Genomic DNA, 23,716 nt, shown 5'->3' on the forward strand with positions numbered 1-23,716 from the left:
ATGACGTTGTGCCGAATGGGAGAAGTCGATGACGCGTGGCCTGGAATTACTGATTGCTCAGACGATTTTGCAAGGTTTCGACGCCCAGTACGGGCGTTTTCTGGAAGTCACCTCCGGCGCGCAGCAGCGTTTTGAACATGCCGACTGGCATGCGGTTCAGCAGGCGATGAAAAGCCGTATTCACCTTTACGATCATCACGTAGGTCTGGTGGTGGAGCAGTTGCGCTGCATTACAGACGGCAAAAGTACCGACGCGGGTTTTTTACTTCGCGTGAAAGAGCATTACACCCGGCTACTGCCGGATTACCCGCGCTTCGAGATTGCGGAGAGCTTTTTTAACTCCGTTTACTGTCGGTTATTTGACCACCGCTCGCTGACTCCCGAGCGGCTGTTTATTTTCAGTTCTCAGCCAGAGCGCCGTTTCCGCACGATCCCACGCCCGTTGGCGAAAGACTTTTTTCCTGATACCGGCTGGGAGTGGCTGCTAACTCGCGTCCTTAGCGATCTTCCCCTACGTCTTCCATGGCAGAATAAACATCGTGATATCCACTACATCATCGAACACCTGACCGAAACCTTGGGAGCGGATGTGTTGCCAGGCTGCCATTTACAGGTGGCGAATGAACTGTTTTATCGTAACAAGGCCGCCTGGCTGGTCGGGAAGCTGATTACCCCTTCTGGAACGCTGCCGTTTTTACTGCCAATCCACCGGACAGACGAAGGCGAATTGTTTGTCGATACCTGTCTGACCACGACGGCGGAGGCGAGCATTGTGTTTGGCTTCGCTCGCTCCTACTTCATGGTGTATGCCCCGCTGCCCGCGGCACTGGTGGAGTGGTTGCGCGAGATCCTGCCCGGTAAAACCACCGCTGAATTGTATATGGCGATTGGCTGTCAGAAGCATGCAAAAACGGAAAGTTATCGGGAGTATCTGCTCTACCTGGCCAACTGTGATGAGCAGTTTATTGAAGCACCGGGGATCCGCGGTATGGTGATGCTGGTGTTTACCCTGCCGGGCTTTGACCGGGTGTTTAAAATCATCAAAGACAAATTTGCGCCGCAAAAAGAGATGTCTGCCGCCCACGTCCGCGCCTGTTATCAACTGGTCAAAGAGCACGATCGTGTGGGGCGGATGGCTGACACCCAGGAGTTCGAGAATTTTGTGCTGGATAAACGGCAAATCGATCCGGCGCTGATGGCGCTGTTATTGCAGGAAGCCCCGGAAAAAATTACCGATCTTGGCGATCAGATTGTCATTCGCCATCTGTATATCGAACGACGGATGGTGCCGCTGAATATCTGGCTGGAGCAAGTCGAAGGTCAACAACTGCGCGATGCCATTGAAGAGTACGGCAACGCGATTCGTCAGCTGGCCGCCGCCAATATTTTCCCCGGCGATATGCTGTTTAAGAACTTCGGCGTCACCCGTCACGGGCGCGTGGTGTTCTACGACTACGATGAAATCTGCTACATGACGGAGGTTAATTTCCGTCATATCCCGTCGCCACGTTACCCGGAAGATGAGATGAGCGCTGAGCCGTGGTACAGCGTATCGCCTGGAGATGTCTTCCCGGAAGAGTTTCGCCACTGGCTATGTGCCGACCCGCGTATCGGGCCGCTATTTGAAGAGATGCACGCTGACTTGTTCAGCGCCGACTACTGGCGGGGTTTGCAAACGCGGATTAAAAACGGGCATGTGGAAGATGTTTACGCCTACCGACGCAAACAGCGTTTCAGCGTGCGTTATGAAACCGACCGTAGGCCGGGTAAGGCGTAACCGCCACCCGGCAACCCCATCTTAGCGAAATCCGCCGTACGCCAGCGTGACTTCTTTCGCTGCTTTGATTGCCATTGCGCCAAACTCGGTCACACGGTCATCGGTAATGCGTGAGATTGGCCCGGAAATGGAGATGGCGGCGAACGGCTGACGGTGCTCGTCATAAATGCACGACGCCACGCAGCGCAGACCCAGCGCATGTTCCTCATCATCAAAGGAATAGCCGCGCTTGCGCGTCTGAGCCAAATCCTCTTTCAGATGCACTGGCGACACCAGCGTGGCGTGGGTATAAGCGTGTAGTCCTTTGCGGTGCAGCAGCCCTGTCACCTGTTCTTCGCTCAGTTGGGATAAAAACGCCTTACCCGCGCCGGAAGCATGCATCGGCAGTTTGCCGCCGATAGGCGCGGACATGCGCATCAGTTGGGTGCACTGCACCTGGTCGATAATAATGGCCTGATGATCGCTTTGATCCAGCACGGCGAGGTTGACCGTCTCACCGGAGTCTTCCATCAGCTTGCGCAGGATCGGATGCACAATCGCCAGCAGATTACGACTTTGCAAAAAGCTGCTGCCGACGATAAACGCATGTGCGCCCACGGCCCAATGCCCTAATTCACCGACCTGACGAACAAATCCCTGCTGCTGCATGGTGGTCAATAATCGGTGAGTCGTGGAGTTTGGCAGGCCGGCCTGCTGCGCCAGCTCGGTCAGCGCCACGCTGCCGTTGGATTCCGCAATCCACTCCAGTAGCTTCAGGCCGCGCGTCAGGGACTGAACCTGCCCGGTTGCGGGCGCAGTAGTAGCGGCGGGTTTTCTACCGCGTTTCGCGGGAACGGGGGCAACCATGGCAGACTCCTTTTCTGTATCGTGGAAATCATTTTCGTTTTATTCAATTATAATGCAAGAATTCCTGTACTGATCGGATGAGTGAAGCTGAACATGTCTCATGTTGGCCGTTGTTCTCTTTTCCGCCTCTCAGGTTTGTGCCAGTATGGCCTGTTGAGTTTTTTTCGGTCTGGTTGAGCGTTGTCGGGAGCGAGTGTGAGCAGCAAAGTAGAACAATTACGTCAGCAGTTAAATGAACGTATTCTGGTGCTGGACGGCGGTATGGGCACCATGATCCAGGGATATCGTCTGAGCGAAGAGGATTTCCGCGGCGAACGCTTTGCCGAATGGCCGTGCGATCTGAAAGGCAACAACGACCTGTTGGTGCTCAGCAAACCGGAGGTGATCGCCGCGATTCACAACGCCTACTTCGAGGCGGGCGCGGACATCATCGAAACCAACACCTTTAACTCCACGACTATCGCCATGGCGGATTACCAGATGGAATCCCTGTCGGCGGAAATCAACTTTGCGGCAGCCAAACTGGCGCGCGCGGCGGCAGATGAATGGACGGCACGCACGCCGAACAAACCGCGCTACGTCGCGGGCGTGCTTGGCCCAACCAACCGTACGGCGTCTATCTCGCCCGACGTCAACGACCCGGCTTACCGCAATATTACCTTTGATCAGCTGGTGGCCGCCTACCGCGAATCCACCAAAGCGCTGGTGGAAGGCGGCAGTGACCTGATCCTGATTGAAACCGTTTTCGATACCCTCAACGCCAAAGCCGCTATTTTCGCGGTTAAAACTGAATTCGAAGCGCTGGGCGTTGAGCTGCCGATTATGCTCTCCGGCACCATCACCGACGCTTCCGGGCGTACGCTCTCCGGCCAGACCACCGAAGCATTCTACAACTCCCTGCGCCACGCCGATGCGCTGACTTTTGGTCTGAACTGTGCCTTAGGCCCGGACGAACTGCGCCAGTACGTGCAGGAACTGTCGCGTATTGCCGAATGCTACGTTACCGCGCACCCGAACGCCGGGCTGCCTAACGCCTTTGGTGAGTACGATCTCGATGCCGACACCATGGCGGCGCAAATCCGCGAATGGGCCGAGGCGGGCTTCCTGAATATTGTTGGCGGCTGCTGCGGCACCACGCCGGAACACATCGCCGCCATGAGTCGCGCAGTGGACGGACTGCCGCCACGCCGCTTGCCGGAAATCCCGGTTGCCTGCCGTCTGTCTGGCCTTGAGCCGCTGAACATCGGCGACGACAGCCTGTTTGTGAACGTCGGCGAGCGTACCAACGTTACCGGTTCGGCGAAGTTTAAGCGCCTGATCAAAGAAGAGAAATACAGCGAGGCGCTGGACGTCGCCCGCCAGCAGGTAGAAAGCGGCGCGCAGATCATCGATATCAACATGGATGAGGGGATGCTCGACGCCGAAGCGGCGATGGTTCGTTTCCTCAACCTGATTGCCGGTGAACCGGATATCGCCCGCGTGCCGATTATGATCGACTCCTCGAAATGGGAAGTAATCGAAAAAGGGCTGAAGTGCATTCAGGGTAAAGGCATCGTTAACTCCATCTCGATGAAAGAGGGGGTTGAGACCTTTATCCATCACGCGAAGCTGCTGCGTCGCTACGGTGCTGCAGTGGTGGTGATGGCCTTTGACGAGCAGGGCCAGGCCGACACCCGCGCGCGTAAAATTGAGATCTGCCGTCGGGCGTACAAGATTCTTACCGAAGAGGTGGGCTTCCCGCCGGAAGATATTATCTTTGACCCGAACATCTTTGCCGTCGCGACCGGGATTGATGAACACAACAACTACGCGCAGGACTTTATCGGGGCCTGTGAAGACATCAAACGCGAACTGCCGCACGCGCTGATCTCCGGCGGCGTTTCTAACGTTTCATTCTCGTTCCGTGGCAACGACCCAGTACGTGAAGCCATTCACGCAGTATTCCTCTACTACGCCATTCGCAACGGTATGGACATGGGGATCGTCAACGCCGGACAACTGGCAATTTACGACGACCTGCCCACCGAGCTGCGCGATGCGGTTGAAGATGTGATCCTCAACCGCCGTGACGATGGCACCGAACGACTGCTGGAGCTTGCTGAGAAGTATCGCGGCAGTAAAACCGATGACACGGCGAATGCCCAGATGGCGGAGTGGCGCAGTTGGGACGTGAAAAAGCGCCTCGAATACTCGCTGGTGAAAGGCATAACCGAGTTTATTGAGCTGGATACCGAAGAAGCTCGCCAGCAGGCTGCGCGCCCGATCGAGGTTATTGAAGGGCCGCTGATGGACGGCATGAACGTGGTTGGCGACCTGTTCGGTGAGGGCAAAATGTTCCTGCCGCAGGTGGTGAAATCCGCTCGCGTGATGAAGCAGGCGGTGGCCTACCTTGAACCGTACATTGAGGCCAGCAAAGAGAAAGGTTCCAGCAACGGCAAAATGGTCATCGCAACCGTGAAGGGCGATGTGCACGATATCGGTAAAAATATCGTCGGCGTGGTACTGCAATGTAACAACTACGAAATCGTCGATCTTGGCGTGATGGTGCCCGCGGAGAAAATCCTCAGAACGGCGCGTGAAGTGAATGCCGATCTGATTGGCCTTTCCGGGCTGATTACCCCATCGCTGGACGAAATGGTCAACGTGGCGAAAGAGATGGAGCGTCAGGGCTTCACTATTCCGCTGCTGATTGGCGGCGCGACCACCTCGAAAGCGCACACCGCGGTGAAAATTGAGCAGAACTACAGCGGCCCGACGGTGTACGTGCAGAACGCCTCGCGTACCGTTGGCGTCGTCGCTGCGCTGCTCTCTGATACCCAGCGTGATGACTTTGTCGCCCGTACCCGTAAAGAGTATGAAACCGTGCGTATCCAGCATGCGCGTAAGAAACCGCGTACTCCGCCCGTAACGTTACAGGCTGCCCGCGACAACGATCTGGCCTTTGACTGGGAAAACTACACCCCGCCGGTGGCGCACCGTCTGGGCGTACAGGAAGTGGAAGCCAGCATCGAAACCCTGCGCAACTACATCGACTGGACGCCGTTCTTTATGACCTGGTCGTTGGCCGGGAAATATCCTCGCATCCTCGAAGATGAAGTAGTGGGCGAAGAGGCGAAGCGCCTGTTCAAAGATGCCAACGACATGCTGGATAAACTCAGCGCTGAGAAGACGCTGAATCCGCGGGGCGTGGTGGGTTTATTCCCGGCCAACCGCGTGGGTGACGACATCGAGATTTACCGTGACGAGACGCGTACGCACGTCATCAACGTGAGTCATCACCTGCGCCAGCAGACGGAAAAAGTCGGTTTCGCCAACTACTGCTTGTCTGACTTTGTTGCGCCGAAACTGAGCGGTAAAGCGGATTACATCGGTGCTTTTGCGGTCACTGGTGGTCTGGAAGAAGATGCGCTGGCGGACGCCTTCGAAGCCCAGCATGACGACTACAACAAGATCATGGTGAAAGCGATCGCTGACCGTCTGGCGGAAGCGTTCGCAGAATATCTGCATGAGCGCGTACGTAAAGTCTACTGGGGCTATGCGGCGAACGAGAATCTCAGTAACGAGGAGCTGATCCGCGAAAACTACCAGGGGATTCGCCCGGCACCGGGCTATCCGGCGTGTCCGGAACACACCGAAAAAGCCACCATTTGGGAACTGCTGGACGTGGAGGCGCATACCGGGATGAAGCTCACCGAATCCTTCGCCATGTGGCCAGGTGCGTCGGTTTCCGGCTGGTATTTCAGTCATCCGGACAGCAAGTACTACGCTGTGGCGCAAATCCAGCGCGATCAGGTTGAAGATTACGCCTTGCGTAAAGGCATGAGCGTGGCGGAAGTCGAACGTTGGTTAGCACCTAATCTGGGTTACGACGCTGACTGATTCACAAAACTGTCATCTTTATTTACAACAAACAGGGCACTCAATGAGTGCCCTGTCTCTTTATTACGTTTAAACCCTTATACTGAAAGAAGGTTCGCGAGCGCTGTTTGCCGGATGGCGGCGTAAACGCCTTATCCGGCCTACAAGGGACATTCTGTAGGCCTGATAAGCGCAGCGCCATCAGGCACGCTATCTGCGCCGAGCCCAGGAACATATAACGATAAGGAGTACCTGATTCCGTGTTAACTCTGTTACACCTGCTTTCTGCCGTCGCGATGCTGGTTTGGGGTACGCATATTGTGCGTACTGGTGTGATGCGCGTCTTTGGCGCCCGCTTGCGCACCGTGCTCAGCCGTAGCGTTGAAAAGAAACCGCTCGCCTTTTGTGCGGGTATCGGCGTGACGGCGCTGGTGCAAAGTAGCAACGCCACCACCATGCTGGTGACCTCGTTTGTTGCACAAGATCTCGTGGCGCTGACTCCTGCGCTGGTGATTGTGCTTGGTGCCGACGTGGGGACCGCGCTGATGGCGCGTATCCTGACCTTCGATCTCTCCTGGCTGTCGCCACTGCTAATTTTTATCGGCGTGATCTTCTTTCTCGGCCGTAAGCAGTCCCGCGTGGGGCAACTGGGGCGGGTTGGTATTGGTCTGGGGTTGATTTTACTGGCGCTGGAGCTGATTGTGCAGGCAGTAACGCCGATCACTCAGGCTAATGGCGTACAGGTTATTTTCGCCTCGCTCACCGGCGATATCATGCTCGATGCGCTGATTGGCGCCATGTTTGCGATTATCAGTTACTCCAGCCTGGCGGCGGTACTGTTGACGGCAACGCTGACCGCGGCGGGCATTATCTCGTTCCCGGTAGCGTTGTGTCTGGTGATTGGTGCCAACCTCGGCTCTGGTCTGTTGGCGATGCTCAACAACAGTGCTGCGAATGCCGCCGCTCGTCGTGTGGCGCTCGGTAGCCTGCTGTTCAAGCTGGTGGGGAGCCTGATTATCCTGCCGTTTGTTCATCCGCTGGCTAATCTGATGGATGAACTGCCGCTGCCGAAATCGGAACTGGTTATTTACTTCCACGTCTTCTACAACCTGGTGCGCTGCGTAGTGATGGTGCCGTTCGCTGAACCGATGGCGCGTTTTTGTAAGCGCATCATCCGCGATGAACCGGAGCTGGACGCGCATCTGAAGCCCAAGCATCTGGACGTCAGCGCGCTGGATACGCCAACGCTTGCGCTGGCGAATGCCGCCCGCGAAGCGCTGCGTATCGGCGATGCGATGGAGCAGATGATGGACGGGTTGAAGAAGGTGATGCACGGCGAGCCGCGCGAAGAGAAAGAGTTGCGCAGGATGGCGGATGACATCAACGTGTTGTACACAGCGATTAAGCTCTATCTGGCGCGGATGCCAAAGGATGAACTAGCGGAAGAGGAATCACGCCGTTGGGCGGAGATTATCGAAATGTCGCTCAACCTCGAACAGGCTTCCGATATCGTCGAGCGTATGGGGAGTGAGATTGCCGATAAGTCGCTGGCCGCCCGTCGGGCATTCTCTGTGGAAGGGCTGAAAGAGCTGGATGCACTTTACGATCAGCTGCTCAGCAATCTGCAGCTGGCGATGTCGGTGTTCTTCTCAGGCGATGTGACCAGCGCCCGCCGTCTGCGCCGCAGCAAGCACCGTTTCCGTATTCTCAACCGTCGTTATTCGCACGCGCACGTTGACCGTCTGCATCAGCAGAACGTGCAGAGCATCGAAACCAGCTCCTTGCACCTGGCACTGTTGGGCGATATGCAGCGTCTGAACTCGCTGTTTTGCTCCGTGGCCTACAGCGTGCTGGAACAGCCGGATGAAGACGATGAGCGGGATGATTATTGAGTGAGGTGAAGCGGTAGGCCGGATAAGGCATTTATGCCGCCATCCGGCATCAGACAACAAATCAACTAAAAGCAGTGGCCTGCTTCAACAGCAACCGCCTCTTCACCCGCTTTAAAGATATACGTGGTGTTCGGGCCGCCGAGCACGGACTTACCGTTACTCACCTTGATCCAGTTACCTTCTGGCAAGCCAATCACCGTCAGCTCCGGTGCCACAACCAGCAGTTCGCGAATACGCTGTTCACGCGTTTCGCCTTTGTGGCCTTCCGGCAGCGCGTTGGTGAAATGTGGGTTAATCTGCAGCGGGAACAGACCCAGCGCATCAAAACCTTTGGGATCGACAATCGGCATGTCGTTGGTGGTGCGGATGGTCTGGCAGGCAAGGTTGGAACCCGCGCTCCAGCCGATGTACAGTGCACCACGTTTGACGACATCCACAATCGGCGCCAGCAGCCCGCGCTCGCGACTCTCTTTCAGCAACTGGAAGGTATTACCCCCGCCGACAATCACCAGCTCGGCGTTTTCAATGGCAGCAATCGGATCGGCAACGGTATGAATGCCCGTAACATTGACGCCCATTGGCGCAAAGATGGCTGCCGTTTTCGCCGTGTACTCATCCCAGGTTTGCGTCACGCCAGCGAACGGAATAAACACCGCCGTACGGCGACCATTCAGTTGCTCTGCAATCAGCGGCAGCGCATGTTCCATCCAGCCTTTGCCCGGCAGCGTCGAGTTACTCAATAAAAGCAGTTCCATCATTTCTCCATGTAATCAGAAAATTACAAACCGCGCTAATGCTACCACTATCAGCCTAACGCCTTACTGATATGGCTCACGATGTTGGGAGTGAGGTTCTGGAAAGCGCCTCGCAGACTGGCGTTTTATTTCGGCTGAAAGGGGTATTGTTGATTTATTCTTCTGGTGGGTAATGGTGTTTTATACCTAAATGGATATAATCAAGAGGAAAGGATGACGAAACCACTTTACTGGGTTGGGCAGGCCAGAAAAGACCTGATTGCAATGCCAGAACACGTTCGGGATACGTTTGGGTTTGCTCTTTGGCTTGCGCAACAGGGTAAACAGCATTCACAGACTAAACCATTAAAAGGATTTGGTGGAGCGGGGGTTCTGGAAGTCGTTGAGGATTATCACGGCAACGCCTGGCGGGCGGTTTACACCATCCAGTTGAAAAATGCGGTTTATGTTCTCCATGTTTTTCAGAAGAAGTCCGTTTCCGGGAAAGCAACCCCGAAACCTGAAATTGACCTGATTTATCAGCGGCTCAAGGCTGCACAGCGCCATGCGCAGGAGAGTGGATATGTCACATGATGTCGAAACCAGTAGCGGTAATGTTTACGCCGATTTAGGTGCGTATGACGCAGAACAGATGCAGTTGAAAGCGCAGCTGGCAATGGTGATTGGTGAGATTTTGCAACGCAAAGGGTTAACGCAGCAGCAGGCCGCGCAGTTACTGGGAATGACACAGCCTAAACTTTCCAATCTGCTACGCGGCCAGTTTCGCGGTATCAGTGAAGCAAAGATGCTCGAATGCCTGGTGAGGCTGGGCCGTGATGTAGAGATTGTTGTCGGGAAAGAGGGCAATATGTCAGGAAAGCTGAAAGTGAAATTTGGCTGATATCCAACTTCAAACCTTAACCGTCAATCCAATACCGAGCGCCTTCATCACTGCCAGCGTGGTTTTCAGCGTCGGGTTTCCTTTCTCACTAAACGAGCGGTAGAGTTGTTCGCGAGATAATCCCGTTTCTGCCGCGATGTTCGCCATTCCCTTAGCGCGTGCCACCACGCCCAACGCTTTTGCAATGTACGTTGCATCGCCTGTTTCGAGGGCATCCGCCATAAATACAGCAATTTCTTCATCATCAACCAGCGCAACAGCGGGATCGTACTGAGTAAGCTTATTCATGGCGGAAGGTCTCCTGATAGTCCAGTGAACGGGCGAGCATTCTCCAATAGGTTTAACATCGCCAGCTAAACCATTCGGCAGTCGAAAAAGTCGTGCGGCAATGAGCGTTTTGGCCCTGCGATCCCGTAGATTCTGTTCCCAGCGTTGGAAAACCGTGGTCTGAAGAATTTCCATGATTACGTTCCATGTATTTTATAAACTACATTATGAATTGACAAGTTGAAAGTAGAGAATAAAAAACTGGGATGTACGAGGAAATGCTGGTGGGCGTAAACAGGAAAGCGCCTCGCAGTAATGCGTAATTTTCCAGGATGCTGCGGTTTATACGAGAAACGGTAACAGGGTAAAGGGGCTGCTTTGTGCTCTAAGCAGATCTCCAGAAAACGATACAGAATGCCGATCGCTAGACTTCGATCCCTTTCTGCTTCAGCTCTTTTCTAATCACACGTTTAATCCAGGCTGCCAACGATTCATCGCCATCCTGCCGCTGTGCTTCTTCCATCGCTTTGCGCAGTTCCGGATCCAGACGGAATTGAAACGGGGGATTGCCTCTTCTTTCGTTCATGTGTGTTGACACCTTAATTACACAAGAGTAGTGTGAGTATGTGTGATGGCACATTACTCTCATACACCAAAAATGACAACGCCCCGAAAGTGCGGGAACACGATCAGGGCGTCTAACCACAACATTATACGAGGTAATGCTATGGCTGATGCTAATAGTACCACTAACGCCTGTTTTGCGTCTTCTTCTCCCATTCCGCAAGCCGATCTGCTTTATTCTCCACTCGCCGAGGCGTTCCGCCATCTTGATTGTCGCCATCTCACTACCGAAGAAAATCTGGCGCTATCGTTTGGCTGTGAAGAGGCGCTGGCAGGGTTGTACCAGACGCTGAATTTTATGGGCGAAAGCCTGCTGACCATGGCGGGTGAAGGTCAGGAACATTTTGCCTATGAGAGCATATGCCAGTTAGGACACAGTCTGGTAAATATCAGCCAGTTGATTCCCGCGCTGGCGCAGTTGGAAGCGAAAGCCGATCAAACGCTGCTTGCTGTTGCGTAGAACTTAAAAATGTAAAAGAGCGCCCATCCCCGGCGCTCTGTTCCTGCTTCTTTACCCCGCCCGCGCAAATTCTGCTGCTTCGGCAATCAGCGCGTTATCCGGGCGCACGTCGGTGTACATGGCGAATTGCTCTACGGCCTGTAAGGCAATCACCTCTGCGCCGCTGATGGTCTTTTTACCCAACTGCTGTGCCAGCTTAATCACCGGTGTTTCTGGCGGCAGGGCGACGACGTCAAACACTACGCAGGCGGCAGCGACCATCGCTTCGCTGTAGGCCAGCTCATGGCTTTCTTTACCACCCGCCATGCCGACGGGCGTCACGTTGACCAGAATATCGCAGGCAATTCCATCCGGCTGCGGCTGCCACTGGAAACCGTACTGTTTTGCCAGCGTAGTGCCGCTCTCTCGATTACGTGCGGCAATGATTACATCCGTAAACCCCGCATCGCGAAAGGCGGCAATCACCGCTTTGCCCATGCCGCCGCTGCCGCGAATCATCACGCGTGCGCTGCTATTGAGCTGGTGGCTGGCAATCAGACTTTTTACCGCAATATAGTCGGTGTTAAATCCTGTCAGCGTACCGTTGTCATTGACGATGGTATTGACGGAATCAATGACGCTTGCGGAAGGATCGATGGCATCCAGAAACGGCATGCAGCTCTCTTTAAACGGCATTGAGACCGCGCAACCGCGGATACCCAGCGCGCGAACGCCTTTCACTGCGGCCTCAATATCCTGCGTGGTAAAGGCTTTGTAGATAAAATTTAACCCTAATTTTTCATACAGATAGTTGTGAAAGCGAGTGCCAAAGTTGCCAGGGCGACCGGCAAGCGACATGCACAACTGGGTGTCGCGGTTAATCATGTTAAATTTCCTCGGCGTGAGACAATATGTACTGTTCGGCTTCCTGCGACCAGACCCCCTGATGACGCTCCAGGATATCGCGCAAGGCTGGATCATCAATCTGCGTGAGCGCGGTTAATGGTAAGGCTTTGCCGGTATAAACCAGTTTTTTCCCGCCGCCGATTTTTGGCAGTTCCAGCGTTGTTTCACCTGCCGCATTTAACCCCAGAATGTGCGTCACCACTTTTGCCGCCTGAACTTTCTTCTCTTCGATAAGTTTAACCGCCGCGCGCATGTCGTCGGTATTGCCGCCAGACGTCCCAACATAATGGGTGAAGGCGTAGTGTACGTCGTAGAAGTTAATCGGCGCGCTAAACTGCTTATCCTGCGGACCAGCAAAGAAGTTCATGCAACCATCGGCAGCCAGCAGGGAAGAGGCCAGCGTAACCAGCTGTTCGTTGGGCACAAACACAAAGATGTCATCAAACCCGTGCCCGCCGCTCAGCGCCATCAAGGTGTCATAACTCGCATCCTGGGCGTGGAGATAATGGATCAACGTTTGTGGTTCTGATGGATAGTGCTTGCAGGCGTAGCTCAACTTGTCGTTATTGGTGTCGGTTACCACCAGCAGCGCCGGGTTAACCGGGCCATGCAGTGCATAGTCGATCGCCAGTAGTCCCATCGGACCGGTGCCGCCGAGTATCAGTGTATGTCCCTGCGGACGAATGCCCATCTTATGGTTATAAGAGCCTTCCTGCAGGTGATAGTTGGCGTTGAATGCGCCAATCACGCAGGATAGCGGCTCAACCAGCGAACCTTCAAAATAGGTTTCACCTTCGTAGGCCAACAGGCAGTCCTGCTCCATGACTTCATCAGGAATGATGACGTGCGTGGCTTCACCGCCCACCCACGGGAAGGAGTAGCCGGGACAGTCCGGGCGATCCGGCAGTTGCAGGTTAGCCTGAATGACATAGCGCTGGCCGGGCTGAAACTTATGCTGCCATTTTTTGCCTACGGCAATAATGTCGCCGCAAAACTCATGACCGATGATGATCGGGTTGGTGGCCACATCGTCCGGCACCTTTTTGTGGTTCTCGCCCTGGTTAGCCTCTTTCCAGGAAGAAAGGCACAGGCTGTCGGTTACGACTGAGGCCAGAATTTCGTCATCCCGCATTTCAGGAAGGTCGAAAGTTTCCAGGCGCAGATCGCGTTTACCATAAAGACGTAAAGCTGTTGTTGTTTGCATTGTTACCACCTCTTCCTCTTTCGAGGACTATTTGTTGAAGTTGCCCCGGCATTGCCGGAGCGAAAAAATCAGGACAGGAAGCCCAGTGCGTTACCGATAATTCCCAGCGCAAACAGGGCGAATATTAGCCATACCGGATTAATTTTCTTGTTGAGCAGACGCACCATCAGCAGTGTCAGACCCAACGCCAGCAGGCCGGGGCAGAGTTGGTCGAGAATGTTCTGCACGGTCATGGTGACGGTGGTGCCGTCTGCGCCAGGCGTTTGCGATACCACCAGCGGCACGTTGATGCTGGTCCATTTGGTGACCAATACTCCCATCACAAACAGGCCGAGAATCGATGCGCCTTCGGTCAGTTTCTGCAGCAGGTTGCCGCCCATGTCGCTGACGATGTTGACCCCTTTACGAAAGCCAAGCTGTAAGCCGTACCACTTCATTGCCAGACGTACTGCATTGAAAATAAAGAAGAACAATAGTGGGCCGAGAATGTTACCGGACAGCGCCAGCGATGCGCCGAGCGCGGCGGTAATCGGGCGCAGCGTTCCCCATACCAGCGGATCGCCGACGCCGGCCAGCGGACCCATCAGCCCAACTTTGATACCGTTGATGGCACCGTCGTCAATTTCCGCACCGTTGGCGCGAGCTTCTTCCATCGCGGCGGTCACGCCAATCACCGGGCCGCAAACGGCAGGTGTGGTATTGAAGAACACCAGGTGCCGTTTGAGTGCTGCAACCTGGTCTTCTTTCAGCGGATACAGGCGCTTGATGGCAGGGATCATGTCGTAGCAAAAGCCCAACCCATGAATGCGTTCAAAGTTGAATGACGCCTGTTGCAGGTTGGAGCGAACGAACATGCTAAACAGGTCGGATTTGGTCAGTTTTTTCTGTTCCATGGCTGGCTCCATTAGTCATCAAGCTGATCGATAGCTTGAGAAGAGGCGGGTTGCGCCTGCGGTTCGGCTTTACGCCACTGTGGGTTCAACTGGATGTAGACCAGCGCGATAATCACGCCAACCCCACCGAAAGCCAGCAGGCTCAAATCGAGATAACCCCCAGCGATAAACCCGAGGAAGAAGAAGGGCATCAGGTACTTCACCCCCATCATGCGCAGCACCATGGCGTAGCCGACCACCACGATAAAGCCACCGGCAATCTGCAATCCGCGGGTGACGAATTCCGGAATGGCGTTGAGCATATTGCTGACCATATCGGCGCTGACAAACAGCGAGACGATTAATGCGGGAATGGCAACGCGCAGCGCCTGTACACCGAGAGCGGAAACGTGCAGCATGTCGATGGTACGAAAACGGGCGTCTTCGGCGGCTTTATCCGCCGCGTGCTGGAACACCACAGTAATGGTACGGGCGAATACCGTCAGTACCTGGCCTGCCGCCGCCACCGGCAGGGCGATGGCGATACCGGTAGCAATGCTTTGCTGACCGACGATAACCAGAATGGCAGAGATAATACTGGCGAGCGCCGAATCGGGAGACTGCGCTGCGCCGACGTTCATCCAGCCAAGAGCGATTAACTCCAGCGTGCCGCCGAGCATAATCCCGGTTTTTAAATCACCGAGGATCAGGCCGATAACGGTACAAGCAATTAGCGGACGGTGGGTCTGGAACTCATCCAGCACGCTGCCCATCCCGGCAATACAGGAAAATAGGAATATGGCGATAATTTGTAGGGTACTTATTTCCATAATATGTCACCTTGTGAATGTGATCATCCCTGCCTGTTAAAGCATAAGTACACAGGCATTTTTATTTATTCAGCGAACGATTGTTCTTCTATTTTTTCGAGAATATTAATAGATGGATCGGATGCGACGACGCGTAAATCCAGCGCGACACCCAGTTTATCTAACTCACGAAACGCATGAATATCGTCGTTATCTAAAGAAACGGCTTTGGTTAATTGTTTTTTACCTGGTCGCCAGGCCATGCCGCCAATATTTAATGTGGTGATTTTTACCCCTTGTTTTACCATTGCTAATGCATCCTGCGGGCGGGTAAATAGATAAAAAACGGTTTCGTTCTGGTATTGCGGATTATGGTAAACTGCGACCGCCTTTTCGATATTAACAACGTTCACTTTCATTCCCGGCGGGGCGGCCTGACGTAATAATGTACGACGTACTTCATCGTTATAAACGTCGTCATTACAGATAATAATCCGTTGGGCATTCGCTACCTTCGACCAGACGGTGGTGACCTGACCGTGGATCAGGCGGTCATCAATACGAGCAAGGGTAATGTTCATCAGAAATCCTCTTCGGCCGTTTCCAGATGTTTCCAGACGACACAGGTTTGTTGAGCAATGGTCGTCAGGTGTTCGCACAGTTCATCCACATTCATGCTGCTTTGGTTATCTACCAGCTCCAGCGCCAACGGTAGTGATAACCCGCTAATGACCCGTATCGCCGGATTGTGCATTGCCAGCGTCGCGGCAGCATTCCAGGGACTGCCACACTGCAAATCGACGGCAATCAGCCATTCATCGCCAGTGTGAATACTTACTAACTTTTTCAGCTTTTCCACGATGTCGCTGGCGTTCTCTCCGGGGACAAATGCCACGGCTTCAACGTTGGCATCACCGTAGACCATCTGTACCGATTCCAGCATGGCGCAGGCCAGTTTGCCGTGAGCACAGAAGATTGCATTGACCATAAAACCTCCTTAGCCGCGCGTTTTTCCGCCAGCAATGTTAGTGGTTACTCCGGTTATGTAACTGGCGCGCTCAGACAAAAGATAACAAACAAAATCAGCGACTTCGCTTAAGCGCCCTGAGCGACCAATTGGGATCGCGTTCTTGGTGTAGCCCTCGCGCAGCTGTTCGACGGTGATGTTGCGAGTCCAGGCCAGCGCTTCTTCATATTCGGGGGTACGCAGTCCGGTTTTTTCCAGAATGCCAGGTGCAATGCCCACCACACGAATGCCGTGTTTGCCCAACTCTTTCGACCAGGAACGGGTAAAGCTATTCAATGCGGCTTTGGTGGCGGCATAGCAACTTTGGCCCTCTGAACCTTCCAGCCCGCTTTCTGAAGAGACATTCACAATCACGCCGTTACGCTGTTTTACCATTTGGCGTGCCGCTGCTTGCGACATTAAGAACACACCTTTCTGGTTGATATTCACCATTTTTTCAAAAGCGGCTTCGTTGAGTTCATATTGCCCGGCGGGGGCTTTTTCATCGACCAGCAGCCGCGGAAAATTAACGCCTGCGTTATTCACCAAACCATCGATACGCCCATAGCGGTGGATAATTTCGGTAACGGTATGATTAACTTCTTTGGCGCTGGAAATATCTGTCGGCCAGAAATGATATCCATTATGGCCTTCATATTTACCGTCACCACCGTGAATATCCGCCATTTGCACATTAGCGCCCTGCGCTAATAACTCTTCAACAATCGCCAGCCCAATACCGGATGCACCACCGGTAACAATAATGACTTTGCCCTGCAAGTTTAACCACGTTTGCATAATTAACTCCCGATTTCAGATAAGGGGATCCCACATAAAATTAATTATGGCAGGACCAATTAGAATTTATTTACTTCAACAATAATTCAGCGGTATGGCTGTTGGTGACTAAACAGTTAATATAATTCCCACGTAATGCGCCTAATATCCCACTGTATTTTTCTTCACCCATTGCAATGCCAATGGAGTAACGCGTCTGTTTTAATTTATTGGTTTCGATGGAGAGCGTCTTTTCACTCATATTGGTTTCTACGGTTGCACCGTTGATATCGTAAAAGCGCGAGCAAATGTCTCCGGCGACCTGGCGAGCATGCAGGTCATCACTCTCTTCACTGCCGTAAAAAGCGTGCCAGTTGGCGCCATCACGTATTGCCGGAGATCCAATCCCGACCAGCGCGATGTCCAGATTATCCCAATAAGCGGAAATCGATTTAAAATGTCGTGACTGCATGATCCCGTTACGGATCAGCGGGTTTTCCAGCAGTGCCGGGAAATCTGCCAGGTGTGATTCCCCTTTGAGCTTTGCCGCAGCGCCGTAGGTCAACGTATTGACGTGGTAGCGGCTTTCAAGCTTGCCGGACGGTCCGCCGATAATCGGCACACAGATCAGCTGGCGCGACTGGCTGGCAGGGGATAACCCTTCCACCAGTCCCCGCACCGCGCGGCCCCATGAGAACCCGATAATGTCCCCAGGTTCCAGCAAGCGTTCCAGCAACTGTGCGCCGTGCACACCCATCATTGTGAGCTGTTCATCTTCCTGTTCGCTGTCGCAGGAGACCACCACCGCTTCTTTCAGGCCAAATTTCTGTTTTAGCTGCTGTTCCAGCCACAGATTTTCGTTGTAGTCGTAATTAATGGCGATGGTGACGATACCCTGCTCACGGCCACGTTTTAGCAAACGGCTGATCGTGGTGCGGTAAATACCCAGCTCACGGGCGATTTGCGCTTGTGTCATATCCTGTTCGTAATACAGCTGCGCTATCTTTACGATCAGGCGGATATCATCGCTGTTTTCCGTCGCCATTTCTGGACTCCTGCACATTTGTGCAAATCACGAAATTGTCTTCTTGATCTGATATAACCCCAACTGTTCTCCATCTCAAAGCTATTTTCACTTATTTCAGTGCCCTGTAATGGCCGATTGTGTTGCACATTTGATGTGGTGATGGCGTGCTGTCGGCACAGATGTGCTTGTCTCTCTAATGTATTGATTCTGCTTGTTTTCACCCAACAAAATTGCAGGGATGAATCGCTGACACTTTTGTGTCAAAAGGTGTGACGGATCACAAATAGCGCGTGGGCAGTCGAGCACGATTATTTTTTATCGTCCGCAAGGTAGGGTATATTTCGCTTTTAATACACAAAAGCATTCAAGTTGTATCAAGGCGGCAAGGGAACGAATTCCTGGGAGCATAGATAACTATGTGACCAGGGTGAGTGAGGGCAGCCAACGCAGAGACGGCTTGAAGGATGAAGTGTATACAGGAGAAATTATGCTGCCCGACTCATCCATCCGATTAAATAAATACATCAGTGAAAGCGGAATCTGCTCGCGTCGCGAGGCGGATCGCTTTATCGAACAAGGGAATGTCTTCCTGAATGGTAAACGCGCCACCATCGGCGATCAGGTGATGCCTGGCGACGTCGTAAAAGTGAATGGTCGGTTGATTGAGCCGCGTGAAGCGGAAGATCTGGTTTTTATCGCGCTGAACAAGCCGGTAGGAATTGTCAGTACCACCGAAGACAGCGAACGCGACAACATTGTTGATTTCGTGAATCACAGCAAGCGCGTGTTCCCCATTGGCCGTCTGGATAAAGATTCCCAGGGGCTAATCTTTCTGACCAACCACGGCGACCTGGTGAATAAAATCTTGCGTGCCGGTAACGATCACGAAAAAGAGTATCTGGTGACGGTAGATAAGCCGGTCACTGATGATTTTATCCGTGGGATGGGGGCTGGTGTGCCAATTCTCGGCACCGTCACCAAGAAATGTAAGGTGAAGAAAGAAGCGCCGTTTGTGTTTCGCATCACGCTGATTCAGGGGCTGAACCGTCAGATCCGTCGTATGTGCGAACACTTTGGCTATGAAGTTACCAAGCTTGAGCGCACACGCATCATGAACGTGAGTTTGTCCGGCTTGCCACTGGGTGAATGGCGTGACCTGACGGATGACGAACTGATCGATCTGTTCAAGCTGATTGAGAATTCATCGTCAGAAGCTAAACCGAAGGCGAAAGCGAAGCCAAAAGCCGCCAGAGCAGGCATCAAGCGCCCGGTAGTGAAAATTGAAAAATCGGCGGAGAAAGAGAAATCGCGCCCGGCGGCAAACGGCAAGCGTTTTATCTCACCGGGGCGTAAGAAGAAAGGACGTTAACGTCTGCCTCGCGTTGGTGTATTCGCCGACCAGGAAAATGACGCCTCTGAATCCGGTTTATAAGCCTGCTTTTTCTTCAATTGGCGGGCTTTTTTAGCTTCTGCTTCGCGCAAGGCCATCAGTTTATCGATGTACTCTTTCTTGATGCTGTTTGTTTCAGCGTTGGTCAGCAGGCGACCATGTGCAATGCGCGCGCGGTCAAGCAGCGTTTTCAGTTCACGCTGTTCGCGCTCGGTCATCTCTTTTTGGGTAATGCGGGGGAGTGCCATACGGGTGCCCTCTGTTAGCCGATATCCTCAGTGTACGGTAATCCTGGCCAGGCTGATAGCGCTCAATAGGCAATACGCAATTTTCCGCCAAAGTCCTGCTGGGTATAACCCGTTGTTTTGAATCCTTTATCCGTGATGATGCTATCGATTTCTTTTAACGTGGCGATACACATCACCCCATCCTGACCAAATTTGGTATGGTCGGCGAGAATTACCGCTTTTTTGCTCATGGCAATCATGGACTTCGCCACGTACGCCTCATCAAAACTTTTTACCAGCACTCCATGCTGAGGCGAAATTCCACCTGCGCCAATAAAGCAGATATCGGCGTGAATGGCGTTAATTTGCTGACAAACCGAGACACCGAGATTGGCGCGAAAATGGTAGTCATATTCACCGCCTAAGACGTAAACGCGGGCCTGAAGATTATGCTCTTTAATTTTATCCGCAATTAACGCTGAGTTGGTAATAACAGAATAAGCGAGTGGGGGTAATAGTTCAGCAAGAATTAAGTTAGTCGTACAGGAGTCAATAAACAGCGTATCGCGTTCGCTAACCATCGTGGCGGCAATTTTACCAATTGCCATTTTTTCATCACGGTGTATATCAATCCGCGCGCCGAACTCATCTTCCTGAACGACCTGTTTTTTGACAGCCCCGCCATGGATTTTGGTAATTTGTCCTTCGGACTCCAGTATCGAGAGGTCACGGCGAATGGTCTCTGATGTAACTTTTAGCGTTTCCGATAATTTGATGACTGTGACTTCACCGAACTTATTTAATTCATCAAGAATATGTTTTCTTCTTTTAATCGGGTTCATTATTTTCCGCCAATGTCGTGCTTTGGCGCATGGTAACTGGATGCGCAAAGCAACGCAACCACTCCAGTGCACAGACAATACCTTCATCATCATTAGAGGCCGTTACATAGCTGGCGTGTTGTTTTACTGCATCAGGCGCATTGCCCATGGCGATACCGATGTTCGCAGCGGTAAACATACTGATATCGTTCTGCTGATCGCCAATCGCCGTAACCTGTTCGGTCGCTATATTTAGCTGTTGCCTTAACATGTTTATAGCATAGCCTTTGTTTATTTCAGTACGTTGGATGTCAATATAATTCCCTCCGGTGATTGTCGCCATATAACCATAGGGTAATTCATTATTCATTGCCGTACATAATGCATTTACTTTTGATTGTTCTGCCACTAATGTGATCTTATAAATGTCATGCTGATTAAAAATATATTCAGGCGCTGCCGAAATAAAGGGTAGCTCAAATAAGTTGGCCTCATAAGTCGTCCATGGTGCCACGAGTCGGTCATCACGATGATAAATAGCATCGGCGCTAAAAAAATGATGGGGGTAGCAGGAAAGAGATTGGTCAATCTCCCGGAGAGCCATGCAAGAGAGTGTCGCAGTATGAATCATATGCTGCGACGTCATCTCCAGAATTTGCCCGCCATTAAAACCGGCGCACCAGGCAAACAATTTATCTACCTGTTGCTGTTGTAACAGGCGCACCATAGAGGAGACCGGCCTGGCGGAACAGGCTGCCAGCAGACCGCCACGCTGGCGGAACTCAACCAGCGCCTGACGCGTGCGCGGGCTGATTGTTTTCTGTGATGTCAGTAACGTTCCATCCAGATCGGTCACCAGCAACATTTCTCTTTCCTCTGCGTTTACTGAGCAATAAACGGCGTGACGGCCTCTTTGGCGGCGTTGCAGACCATATTGTCGATTGCCGTACCGACGACCAGAATATTGACCCCGGTATCTTTAAACGCTTTGGCGTTGGCGAGGTTAATACCGCCTTCTGCCAGCGTCGGTACATCAACCGCGCCAACCAGCGCTCGCAGCCTTTCTTTAATGGCCTGTGGAATGTCGCCTGCGGCTACGCCTTCATAGCTCATACCGGTCATCAGGCCGATCATATCGACGCCAATTTCCTGCATCCGCTTCGCCACGCTGGAAACCTCTTCCGGCGTGCGCGCAGGGATACCGAAAGTATGCAGATCGTCCGGGTGACCAATATAGGCGTCAACGGTCAGACCATATTGATGGGCGAGATTAACGATATCCTGCAGATCGTCCCAGTCGGATTTATGCGTGTGCAAACCATCGGCTCCGGCACGGGCAATCTCCAGAATCTCAGTGTCACTGAGCGGCACGGGCAAGGTTTCGGTAAAACCTCCCGCAATACCCACGGTAATGAAAATATCGTCAGGAACCACGTTACGCACGCCGTGTACCGCTTCAGCCATTTGCCCGTTGGTGATTTCATGGCGGATCTGCTCCGCTGCATGCATATTGCTCACGCCTTTGTGTCCACGCGCCAGCGCCAGTGCTGGGTGGTTTGGTTCCAGCAGCTTAACGCCTGCCTCACACACCGCTTTCGCCAGACGCGCATCGTCGCCAGTGATCCCGGTACTGAGGATGGTTTGTCCGCCGTGGAGCGCAATGGCGTCTTTCACTTTCTGTAACGCTTTGGCGCGTTTTTTATTCATATCGCCTTTAAACATGGTGTACCTCTGGTGTTGGTGCATTAATTAACGGGCTGACGCTGCAGGTTCGCTCTGTACGACAGCCTTAAAACGGTTAGCAATAATGGTGGTAATACAGGTCATCGCCATTGTTGTGATCATCACGATGGCCATCTGAAGCGCATTGCTGGACAAGAACGGCGAGGCAAAAGCGGGAACATAGGCCACGCCTTTAACGTTAAAGAAGCCCAGCATCATGCCGCCCATTCCGGCCCAGAAAATGGCGGAGCCAAAGACAATTTTGTTGGCGAACATGAAGGGGTAGGCAGATTCCACGAAGGTTCCGAAACCCAGGTTTATAAGCAGCCCCGGTGTGGCGACGGCGGCTTCACTTTTTTCACGAGGGGCGATAACGTTGGCAAGGTTAATCCCTGCGGCAACCATCACCAGACCCACCATATCGACTGCGCCGAGGAAGCTTACGCCGGATTTTTCCATCTCCAGCAGAACCAGCGGCAGGATGACCGCATGATAGACACCGCCCAGGATGGCTGGCCAGATAACCAGCCCTGCCAGCAGTCCGGCAAGAACAGGACTGAAAGCCAGGGTGCTTTCGATAGCCAGTTTGATGTAATTACCTGCTGACAACGCCAGCGGACTCAATAGATAGTGCATGATCAACCCGGCGGCAAGACCTGAAATCCCACCGGCAACGATGTTGACGGTGGTCATCGGAAAGCGCCAGTTCAGGCATAATTCAAACAGCCAACGAACGAAAATCCCGGCCATCAAACCACCGATGATCCCGCCAATCAGGCCCCCCTCGACGGACAGCACCCCGGCGACGACCCCGGCAACAATTGAGACTTCATCCAGCTCAGAAATCTGTTTTGCCGCCAGCACGGCAACCAATACCGGCAGGCCTTTCAGCAGGATTTCAAAAATATCGTTAAGTTTTTCCAGACCCGGGATGTGGCTCAGGGCGAGAACAATCGCCATCGCGATAAAGCCAGGCAGCGCAGGGATCATAATGCTGCGAATGTTAAAGCGTTTGAGCAGGCTCTTTCCGGAGCCGCCCTGGGAGGGTGAAGCGTTACCCAACTGCGGCTTGTACTTAATGCCCCAGTGTTTACACAGAGACGCCACGAAAGAGACTGCGCGGGTTCGGCTGGTGGTGCCGGTCGTACCAGAGGTAGCGACAATATTTGCCCCTTTTGCAGCCACCAGCGCCATTGACGTTCCGCCGGTGCCAACGATCGGCGTTTTCATTTCAACGGCGGCGGTGAAGACTTCGTGGTTCGCTTTTCCCGGATCGGCGCTCATCACAACGATTCCGTCGATCGCGCCGCTACGGATCATCTCAGCAATCTGGCGATCGCTTTCGACCACCGATGCGTTCACCTCTGAAAGTTTGCCCTGAAATATCCTTTGTGGTTTTTGTTGGTTTTCTGTGGTTAATGCATACACGGATGCCGGTGTGTGGGGTTTGGCTACATCCATCGAAGCTTCCGCCGCGATAAACTGCACGGCGGCAACTTCCACACCTGCGGCTTCGCACTGCTGATAGATTTCCTGGAGTAACTTCTCTGGCTCTGCGCCACCCAGGTTGTAGAGGTTGCCTCCACTGCTTCCAATAATCGCAATTTTTTTCATAGC

At 53.1% G+C, this 23,716-nt stretch carries 24 protein-coding genes; 7 read left to right on the plus strand and 17 right to left on the minus strand.

Going from position 1 to position 23,716, the window contains the following annotated elements; translation table 11 throughout:
• Positions 1 to 28: 28 nt before the first annotated feature.
• Positions 29 to 1,777, plus strand: a complete 1,749-nt coding sequence (aceK, locus tag WN16_RS04935) for a bifunctional isocitrate dehydrogenase kinase/phosphatase (RefSeq protein ID WP_044702257.1) — start codon at positions 29 to 31, stop codon at positions 1,775 to 1,777.
• A 21-nt stretch (positions 1,778 to 1,798) separates the two neighbouring features.
• Here the strand turns inward: aceK and iclR are convergent, their stop codons facing one another.
• On the minus strand, positions 1,799 to 2,623 hold the full coding sequence (gene iclR, locus WN16_RS04940; protein WP_003031613.1) for a glyoxylate bypass operon transcriptional repressor IclR: 825 nt from the start codon (positions 2,621 to 2,623) through the stop codon (positions 1,799 to 1,801).
• A gap of 195 nt (positions 2,624 to 2,818) precedes the next feature.
• On the opposite strand from iclR, the gene metH reads away from it, so the two are divergent.
• Positions 2,819 to 6,502 (plus strand): methionine synthase, encoded by a 3,684-nt coding sequence (metH, locus tag WN16_RS04945; protein WP_044702258.1) that lies wholly within the window; start codon positions 2,819 to 2,821, stop codon positions 6,500 to 6,502.
• 239 nt (positions 6,503 to 6,741) lie between these two features.
• Complete coding sequence (locus WN16_RS04950; protein WP_032938230.1) at positions 6,742 to 8,373, plus strand: Na/Pi cotransporter family protein; 1,632 nt, start codon at positions 6,742 to 6,744, stop codon at positions 8,371 to 8,373.
• Between the two features lie 65 nt (positions 8,374 to 8,438).
• Here WN16_RS04950 and pepE read toward each other — a convergent pair whose 3' ends face one another.
• Entirely contained in the window at positions 8,439 to 9,128 is a 690-nt protein-coding gene (gene pepE / locus WN16_RS04955) for a dipeptidase PepE (RefSeq protein WP_003841421.1), read from the minus strand.
• Between the two features lie 213 nt (positions 9,129 to 9,341).
• Between pepE and WN16_RS04960 the strand changes: the two genes are divergently transcribed.
• Together WN16_RS04960 and WN16_RS04965 are read left to right on the plus strand one after the other, a co-directional pair.
• Positions 9,342 to 9,701 (plus strand): type II toxin-antitoxin system RelE/ParE family toxin, encoded by a 360-nt coding sequence (locus WN16_RS04960; protein WP_044702260.1) that lies wholly within the window; start codon positions 9,342 to 9,344, stop codon positions 9,699 to 9,701.
• Positions 9,691 to 10,008 (plus strand): helix-turn-helix transcriptional regulator, encoded by a 318-nt coding sequence (locus WN16_RS04965; protein WP_003844682.1) that lies wholly within the window; start codon positions 9,691 to 9,693, stop codon positions 10,006 to 10,008. Before WN16_RS04960 ends, WN16_RS04965 begins: the two co-directional genes overlap by 11 nt.
• 9 nt (positions 10,009 to 10,017) lie before the next feature.
• Here the strand turns inward: WN16_RS04965 and WN16_RS04970 are convergent, their stop codons facing one another.
• Complete coding sequence (locus WN16_RS04970; RefSeq protein WP_044702262.1) at positions 10,018 to 10,296, minus strand: addiction module antidote protein; 279 nt, start codon at positions 10,294 to 10,296, stop codon at positions 10,018 to 10,020.
• Positions 10,297 to 10,699: 403 nt separating this feature from the next.
• Entirely contained in the window at positions 10,700 to 10,861 is a 162-nt protein-coding gene (locus WN16_RS04975) for a phage protein (RefSeq protein WP_003841416.1), read from the minus strand.
• Between the two features lie 141 nt (positions 10,862 to 11,002).
• On the opposite strand from WN16_RS04975, the gene WN16_RS04980 reads away from it, so the two are divergent.
• Positions 11,003 to 11,359, plus strand: coding sequence for a hypothetical protein (locus WN16_RS04980; protein ID WP_032948294.1), 357 nt, complete (start codon positions 11,003 to 11,005; stop codon positions 11,357 to 11,359).
• Between the two features lie 51 nt (positions 11,360 to 11,410).
• On the opposite strand, the gene WN16_RS04985 is transcribed toward WN16_RS04980, so the two are convergent.
• The 8 genes from WN16_RS04985 to WN16_RS05020 all read right to left on the minus strand — a co-directional run bounded on the left by WN16_RS04985 (position 11,411) and on the right by WN16_RS05020 (position 17,957).
• Entirely contained in the window at positions 11,411 to 12,223 is an 813-nt protein-coding gene (locus WN16_RS04985; protein ID WP_044702264.1) for a shikimate 5-dehydrogenase, read from the minus strand.
• A 1-nt stretch (position 12,224) separates the two neighbouring features.
• Positions 12,225 to 13,448 carry an L-sorbose 1-phosphate reductase gene (gene sorE / locus WN16_RS04990; RefSeq protein ID WP_044702265.1) on the minus strand — a complete coding sequence of 408 codons (1,224 nt, stop codon included), beginning with the start codon at positions 13,446 to 13,448 and terminating at the stop codon, positions 12,225 to 12,227.
• A 68-nt stretch (positions 13,449 to 13,516) separates the two neighbouring features.
• Positions 13,517 to 14,341, minus strand: a complete 825-nt coding sequence (locus WN16_RS04995) for a PTS system mannose/fructose/sorbose family transporter subunit IID (protein ID WP_003031641.1) — start codon at positions 14,339 to 14,341, stop codon at positions 13,517 to 13,519.
• 11 nt (positions 14,342 to 14,352) lie between these two features.
• A complete protein-coding gene (locus WN16_RS05000; protein WP_003841402.1) occupies positions 14,353 to 15,150 on the minus strand; it encodes a PTS mannose/fructose/sorbose transporter subunit IIC in 798 nt (265 codons plus the stop codon).
• Between the two features lie 65 nt (positions 15,151 to 15,215).
• Positions 15,216 to 15,710 (minus strand): mannose/fructose/sorbose PTS transporter subunit IIB, encoded by a 495-nt coding sequence (locus WN16_RS05005; protein WP_003844693.1) that lies wholly within the window; start codon positions 15,708 to 15,710, stop codon positions 15,216 to 15,218.
• Positions 15,710 to 16,117 carry a mannose/fructose/sorbose PTS transporter subunit IIA gene (locus tag WN16_RS05010; RefSeq protein ID WP_003031647.1) on the minus strand — a complete coding sequence of 136 codons (408 nt, stop codon included), beginning with the start codon at positions 16,115 to 16,117 and terminating at the stop codon, positions 15,710 to 15,712. Before WN16_RS05010 ends, WN16_RS05005 begins: the two co-directional genes overlap by 1 nt.
• Before the next feature lie 9 nt (positions 16,118 to 16,126).
• Positions 16,127 to 16,933 carry an SDR family oxidoreductase gene (locus WN16_RS05015; protein WP_003031649.1) on the minus strand — a complete coding sequence of 269 codons (807 nt, stop codon included), beginning with the start codon at positions 16,931 to 16,933 and terminating at the stop codon, positions 16,127 to 16,129.
• Positions 16,934 to 17,003: 70 nt separating this feature from the next.
• Entirely contained in the window at positions 17,004 to 17,957 is a 954-nt protein-coding gene (locus tag WN16_RS05020) for a sugar-binding transcriptional regulator (RefSeq protein WP_003844696.1), read from the minus strand.
• A gap of 469 nt (positions 17,958 to 18,426) precedes the next feature.
• Here WN16_RS05020 and rluF point away from each other — a divergent pair, with 469 nt between their 5' ends.
• On the plus strand, positions 18,427 to 19,308 hold the full coding sequence (gene rluF / locus WN16_RS05025) for a 23S rRNA pseudouridine(2604) synthase RluF (RefSeq protein WP_044702268.1): 882 nt from the start codon (positions 18,427 to 18,429) through the stop codon (positions 19,306 to 19,308).
• On the opposite strand, the gene WN16_RS05030 is transcribed toward rluF, so the two are convergent.
• The 5 genes from WN16_RS05030 to WN16_RS05050 all read right to left on the minus strand — a co-directional run bounded on the left by WN16_RS05030 (position 19,305) and on the right by WN16_RS05050 (position 23,713).
• Positions 19,305 to 19,577, minus strand: coding sequence for a DUF3811 domain-containing protein (locus tag WN16_RS05030; RefSeq protein WP_003031655.1), 273 nt, complete (start codon positions 19,575 to 19,577; stop codon positions 19,305 to 19,307). The genes rluF and WN16_RS05030 overlap by 4 nt on opposite strands.
• A 62-nt stretch (positions 19,578 to 19,639) precedes the next feature.
• Positions 19,640 to 20,398, minus strand: a complete 759-nt coding sequence (locus tag WN16_RS05035; protein ID WP_005132777.1) for a DeoR/GlpR family DNA-binding transcription regulator — start codon at positions 20,396 to 20,398, stop codon at positions 19,640 to 19,642.
• Entirely contained in the window at positions 20,385 to 21,242 is an 858-nt protein-coding gene (locus tag WN16_RS05040) for a Cof-type HAD-IIB family hydrolase (RefSeq protein ID WP_044702271.1), read from the minus strand. Before WN16_RS05040 ends, WN16_RS05035 begins: the two co-directional genes overlap by 14 nt.
• A gap of 17 nt (positions 21,243 to 21,259) precedes the next feature.
• Positions 21,260 to 22,099 (minus strand): histidine biosynthesis protein, encoded by an 840-nt coding sequence (locus WN16_RS05045; protein ID WP_044702272.1) that lies wholly within the window; start codon positions 22,097 to 22,099, stop codon positions 21,260 to 21,262.
• 27 nt (positions 22,100 to 22,126) lie between these two features.
• Positions 22,127 to 23,713 (minus strand): PTS sugar transporter, encoded by a 1,587-nt coding sequence (locus WN16_RS05050; protein WP_044702274.1) that lies wholly within the window; start codon positions 23,711 to 23,713, stop codon positions 22,127 to 22,129.
• Positions 23,714 to 23,716 lie beyond the last annotated feature (3 nt).

The sequence above is a fragment of the Citrobacter sp. ABFQG genome, assembly GCF_004322975.1.
GTDB lineage: Bacteria > Pseudomonadota > Gammaproteobacteria > Enterobacterales > Enterobacteriaceae > Citrobacter > Citrobacter freundii.

What these genes read in the sequence shown, in the direction of transcription:
- aceK (WP_044702257.1), top strand. Translation starts at nt 29, where the DNA reads ATGACGCGTGGCCTGGAATTACTGATTGCTCAGACGATTTTGCAAGGT.
- iclR (WP_003031613.1), bottom strand. Translation starts at nt 2,623, where the DNA reads ATGGTTGCCCCCGTTCCCGCGAAACGCGGTAGAAAACCCGCCGCTACT.
- pepE (WP_003841421.1), bottom strand. Translation starts at nt 9,128, where the DNA reads ATGGAACTGCTTTTATTGAGTAACTCGACGCTGCCGGGCAAAGGCTGG.
- WN16_RS04960 (WP_044702260.1), top strand. Translation starts at nt 9,342, where the DNA reads ATGACGAAACCACTTTACTGGGTTGGGCAGGCCAGAAAAGACCTGATT.
- WN16_RS04965 (WP_003844682.1), top strand. Translation starts at nt 9,691, where the DNA reads ATGTCACATGATGTCGAAACCAGTAGCGGTAATGTTTACGCCGATTTA.
- WN16_RS04970 (WP_044702262.1), bottom strand. Translation starts at nt 10,296, where the DNA reads ATGAATAAGCTTACTCAGTACGATCCCGCTGTTGCGCTGGTTGATGAT.
- WN16_RS04975 (WP_003841416.1), bottom strand. Translation starts at nt 10,861, where the DNA reads ATGAACGAAAGAAGAGGCAATCCCCCGTTTCAATTCCGTCTGGATCCG.
- WN16_RS04980 (WP_032948294.1), top strand. Translation starts at nt 11,003, where the DNA reads ATGGCTGATGCTAATAGTACCACTAACGCCTGTTTTGCGTCTTCTTCT.
- WN16_RS04985 (WP_044702264.1), bottom strand. Translation starts at nt 12,223, where the DNA reads ATGATTAACCGCGACACCCAGTTGTGCATGTCGCTTGCCGGTCGCCCT.
- sorE (WP_044702265.1), bottom strand. Translation starts at nt 13,448, where the DNA reads ATGCAAACAACAACAGCTTTACGTCTTTATGGTAAACGCGATCTGCGC.
- WN16_RS04995 (WP_003031641.1), bottom strand. Translation starts at nt 14,341, where the DNA reads ATGGAACAGAAAAAACTGACCAAATCCGACCTGTTTAGCATGTTCGTT.
- WN16_RS05000 (WP_003841402.1), bottom strand. Translation starts at nt 15,150, where the DNA reads ATGGAAATAAGTACCCTACAAATTATCGCCATATTCCTATTTTCCTGT.
- WN16_RS05005 (WP_003844693.1), bottom strand. Translation starts at nt 15,710, where the DNA reads ATGAACATTACCCTTGCTCGTATTGATGACCGCCTGATCCACGGTCAG.
- WN16_RS05010 (WP_003031647.1), bottom strand. Translation starts at nt 16,117, where the DNA reads ATGGTCAATGCAATCTTCTGTGCTCACGGCAAACTGGCCTGCGCCATG.
- WN16_RS05015 (WP_003031649.1), bottom strand. Translation starts at nt 16,933, where the DNA reads ATGCAAACGTGGTTAAACTTGCAGGGCAAAGTCATTATTGTTACCGGT.
- WN16_RS05020 (WP_003844696.1), bottom strand. Translation starts at nt 17,957, where the DNA reads ATGGCGACGGAAAACAGCGATGATATCCGCCTGATCGTAAAGATAGCG.
- rluF (WP_044702268.1), top strand. Translation starts at nt 18,427, where the DNA reads ATGCTGCCCGACTCATCCATCCGATTAAATAAATACATCAGTGAAAGC.
- WN16_RS05030 (WP_003031655.1), bottom strand. Translation starts at nt 19,577, where the DNA reads ATGGCACTCCCCCGCATTACCCAAAAAGAGATGACCGAGCGCGAACAG.
- WN16_RS05035 (WP_005132777.1), bottom strand. Translation starts at nt 20,398, where the DNA reads ATGAACCCGATTAAAAGAAGAAAACATATTCTTGATGAATTAAATAAG.
- WN16_RS05040 (WP_044702271.1), bottom strand. Translation starts at nt 21,242, where the DNA reads ATGTTGCTGGTGACCGATCTGGATGGAACGTTACTGACATCACAGAAA.
- WN16_RS05045 (WP_044702272.1), bottom strand. Translation starts at nt 22,099, where the DNA reads ATGTTTAAAGGCGATATGAATAAAAAACGCGCCAAAGCGTTACAGAAA.
- WN16_RS05050 (WP_044702274.1), bottom strand. Translation starts at nt 23,713, where the DNA reads ATGAAAAAAATTGCGATTATTGGAAGCAGTGGAGGCAACCTCTACAAC.